This window comes from Thioalkalivibrio sp. (assembly GCF_041690275.1).
In the GTDB taxonomy this organism is placed as follows: Bacteria; Pseudomonadota; Gammaproteobacteria; order Ectothiorhodospirales; family Ectothiorhodospiraceae; genus Thioalkalivibrio.
Map to the genome: position 1 here is coordinate 1 of NZ_JAWLHP010000097.1, position 3432 is coordinate 3432.

General features: G+C 66.8%; 5 protein-coding genes and 1 pseudogene. All 6 read left to right on the forward strand.

Translation table 11 applies throughout. From position 1 onward, the window contains the following. Nucleotides 1-459 (forward strand): rhodanese-like domain-containing protein (locus tag ACESMN_RS12985; RefSeq protein WP_373054032.1); only part of this gene is annotated, 459 nt, incomplete at its 5' end. Between the two features lie 656 nt (nucleotides 460-1115). Beyond that, a complete protein-coding gene (locus tag ACESMN_RS12990; protein ID WP_373054033.1) occupies nucleotides 1116-2228 on the forward strand; it encodes a DUF418 domain-containing protein in 1113 nt (370 codons plus the stop codon). Nucleotides 2229-2249: 21 nt separating this feature from the next. Further along, entirely contained in the window at nucleotides 2250-2465 is a 216-nt protein-coding gene (locus ACESMN_RS12995; RefSeq protein ID WP_373054034.1) for a BON domain-containing protein, read from the forward strand. Continuing rightward, nucleotides 2449-2898 carry a BON domain-containing protein gene (locus ACESMN_RS13000; RefSeq protein WP_373054035.1) on the forward strand — a complete coding sequence of 150 codons (450 nt, stop codon included), beginning with the start codon at nucleotides 2449-2451 and terminating at the stop codon, nucleotides 2896-2898. The genes ACESMN_RS12995 and ACESMN_RS13000 overlap by 17 nt, the downstream gene beginning before the upstream one ends. Nucleotides 2899-3022: 124 nt before the next feature. Next, the gene (locus ACESMN_RS13005; protein ID WP_373054036.1) at nucleotides 3023-3283 is read left to right on the forward strand and encodes a DUF5062 family protein; all 261 of its coding nucleotides are present in this window, start codon (nucleotides 3023-3025) and stop codon (nucleotides 3281-3283) included. Nucleotides 3284-3336: 53 nt separating this feature from the next. Continuing rightward, a pseudogene (locus tag ACESMN_RS13010) lies at nucleotides 3337-3432 on the forward strand (ArsB/NhaD family transporter); the annotation flags it as partial.

Genomic DNA, 3432 nt, shown 5'->3' on the forward strand with positions numbered 1-3432 from the left:
GGCGCCTTCGCCTACACCTACCTGGGGTACGCCGGACGCCAGGCCATCGCCGGTGGCGAGGCCGCGATCCAGACCGGCCTGATCGCGCTGGCGCTGCTTGCTGCGGTCGCCTTCATCCCACGGCTGGTCAAGCGGCTGCGCGTGCCGGCGACGTGGCTGACGGCGCAGGAACTCATTGCGGAATTGGCAGGCGACTCCGCACCCGTGGTCGTCGACGTGCGCAGCGCTCAGGAATTCACCGGCGAACTCGGCCACATCGACGGCGCGCTCAACCTGCCCCTCGATCAACTCGCAGGCCGTTTCCACGAACTGCCCACAGATCGCCCGCTGGTGCTGGTGTGCCACACGGACCGCCGTTCCCGGACCGCTGCGAAGCTTCTGCACGCGCGCGGCTTGCGGGATCTGCATATCCTGCGCCAGGGAATGACCGCATGGCGAGCCTCCGAAGCCGTCAGATAAACGTGGGTGCACAGGCCTCGTGGATCGCGCAAACGGAACCGAGACTCAAACCCTTGTCGATTCCAGCGCAGGCGCGCCCGGGTCAACCGCTGAGCGTGCATCTCCGACTCCAGGCGGATTACGTGGAAACGGGTGAGATTGACCCGCGGTTTCGGCACCAGAGCCGCCAGCCGGGCAACGAAATCGAGCGGCTCGATGAACGTGCGCGGCGGATCGTGACTGACCTCGGCCGACCATATCCGCGCCCGCCTGGGTGCTGGGCGTGGTGATGGACTTCAGGAATCCCCATTGGCCGGTGCCAGAACCGCGGCGCCCATCGAGTGCCGTGGTCTGCCGCCGCCTTGGGGAGTGCGGTTGGTCCGATGCGGGCTGCTGTGCATGGCAGGACCCATGGTGCTGGTCCACTACCTCAAGCAGTCTGCGGTGAGCACGCTGCTGTTCTATAATCCTGCTCTGGGCCGGATCGCGGAGTCGTCCCTGGTTCAACCGGCCGCTTCCCCCACGTGCTCACGCTCCAGCGCGCCCGTGAGCCTGTTCTGAATCCAGCTCTTGCACCAGGGACCGGCCAGTAATGACGCTGGCGGTGGCAGGTCAGGGGGCCCGATGCCTCCCTGCTGCAGCCCGTCACCGGCGTCCGAAACCCAACGGGTCATCCCATGTCCGCACCCGCCGCCACGGCCCGCCTCGCCGGCATCGATGTCGCACGGGCCCTCGCCATCGTCGGCATGCTGCTCATCCACGTCGGCCCCACCCGCCTGGAGAGTACCGCCGGCCGGCTCTATGCGCTGCCTCATGGTCATGCGGCGGTGCTCTTCCTGTTGCTCGCGGGTGTCGGCGTGGCCCTGCTGGCGCGCTCGGCCGCGCGGCGTGCGATACCCGGCGGCATCGGCGTAGACCTTGTCTGGCGCGCCGCTCTGCTCCTTCCCCTGGGTCTGTGGCTACAAGGCGTGGCCAGCGGCCTGCACATCATCCTGCAGACCTACGCCCTGTTGTTCCTGCTGGCCATCGTTGCCGTGCGCCTGCCCGCGCGCTGGCTGCTGGCGCTCACCGCCCTGCTCGCGCTGGCTGGCCCGCTCGGGTTTCTCGCTGGTCGCGTGCTGCAGCCCGGTGTGTTCAACCGCACCAACGTCGATTTCGGCGATGCGCCCGGCGAGATCCTGCACACCTTGCTGCTTTCGGGACCCTATCCGCTGGTGACGGCGGCCGTACCGTTCATGTTCGGCCTCTGGCTCGGGCACCGGGATCTCGCCGCGCGCGGGGTGCAGTGGCGCCTGATGGTCGGCGGCACGTTGGCCTTCATCGCGGTGCTGGGCGTGACCCGGGCCCTGGTCGGCGTGTTCGGTGAGCCTGGCCTGGTGGTCGGCTGGCTGCACGTGCTGAGCACGGATCCGCACAGCCAGATGCCGCCGTGGCTGTGGTCCGCCACCGCACTGGCCGTGGCCGTGCTCGGGGCCTGCCTGCTTCTGGCCAATCGCGCGGGGCGGGTCCTGGTACCGCTCGTTGCCCTCGGCCGCACGGCACTGACCTTCTACGTTGGCCATGCGCTTGCGCTCGCGTATTGGCCGCAGACGCTGCAGACCAGCGAACCCGGACGCGCGCTGGCCATCAGCGCGGGCATCACGGGGGTGGCCATGGTGTTCGCCCTGGTGTGGTTGCGCCTCTTTCGCCGGGGACCGCTGGAGTCGGTGCTGCAGCTGCCCGCGTGGTGGTTCGCCCGCCACCCAGCCGGAGCGCGCCACGCCGCGCAATCGCGCGGCCGCCACCGTTGATCGAGAAGCGGCCCGCGCCTGGTGCATCAGGACGATATTCGCGTAGTGACGAGCGAGGAGGGCATTCGCCTGGAGGGTGCGGTCTCGACGATCGCCGCCAAACGGCGGGCGTGGCAGGTCGCGGTTCAGGTGGCCGGTGGCGAAGCGGTCCACGACAGTTTGCAATTGCGCCCGGACGAAGAGGTGGGCGACGATCATCTCTGCGACGCTGGATCAGGCATTGCGTTCCGATCGTGACTTTCAGGGCATCGCCATTGGCCGTGATGAAGCACCCGAGGCGGGGCCCCTGGGCGACTGGATGGTGCTGAGCGCGCACCACGGCGTCGTGCGCCTGCAAGGCACGGTTCCCAGCGTCAATTACCGGCAGCTGGCGGAAGTCATGGCCTGGTGGATCCCGGGCATTGCCGGGGTCGTAAACGAATTGCAGGTCGACCCGCCTCAGGAGGAGGATGATGGGGAGATCCTGGACGCCCTCAACCTGTTGCTGGACAGGGATCCGGCGCTGCAGCACGACGAGATCCACGACGAGATCAAATTGATGGTGCGCGAGGGGGAAGTGACGATGGGTGGTATCGCCGTCAGTGCCGACCAGAAGGAACGCGCGGAACGGAACGGTTGGTACCTGCCCGGAGTGCGCAACGTGATCAACAAACTGGACATCGCACCGTAGCCCCCTGCGATGCCATCCGTGAGACAGCCGAAGAAGCGAGGGGATCCAGAAACAGGGCCACGCTGAGAGCGACCCGTCACGGCCCAGGGTGTACTCTTTTCAGGATCGCGCGGGAGGCAGTGCATTGAAAAAACTGAAGCATGAGGCGGAATTGGTGAAGGCCGCGCTTCTGGCCGGGATGAAATACGGCGAGGAGCGCGGCGCGGTGGAATTTGAACCGACCGATTCGGCCAACGAGAGGATTCAATACATCTACCGGCTGCTGGTGCATGACCAGAAAATCCAGCCGTTGCCGGAGGATCAAGTCTCGCAGCAGAGCATGCGGCACAAGCTGGCACTGTGGTATGCCAGGCAGTTGCCGAAGGACCATCCACTGTTGAAGTGATGCGGCACACAGGTTGACGCTGCGCCGTCCAATCCCTGCAAGGATCTGTCATGCTGCTGACTGCCCGGGTCATCCCCGTGATCACCATCGCCCTCGTGATCTGGCAGCCGAAGGGGCTTGGTATCGGGTGGTCGCCCATGGCGGCGCTG

Coding starts and splice junctions, on each gene's coding strand:
- ACESMN_RS12990 (WP_373054033.1), top strand. CDS start 1,116: ATGTCCGCACCCGCCGCCACGGCCCGCCTCGCCGGCATCGATGTCGCA.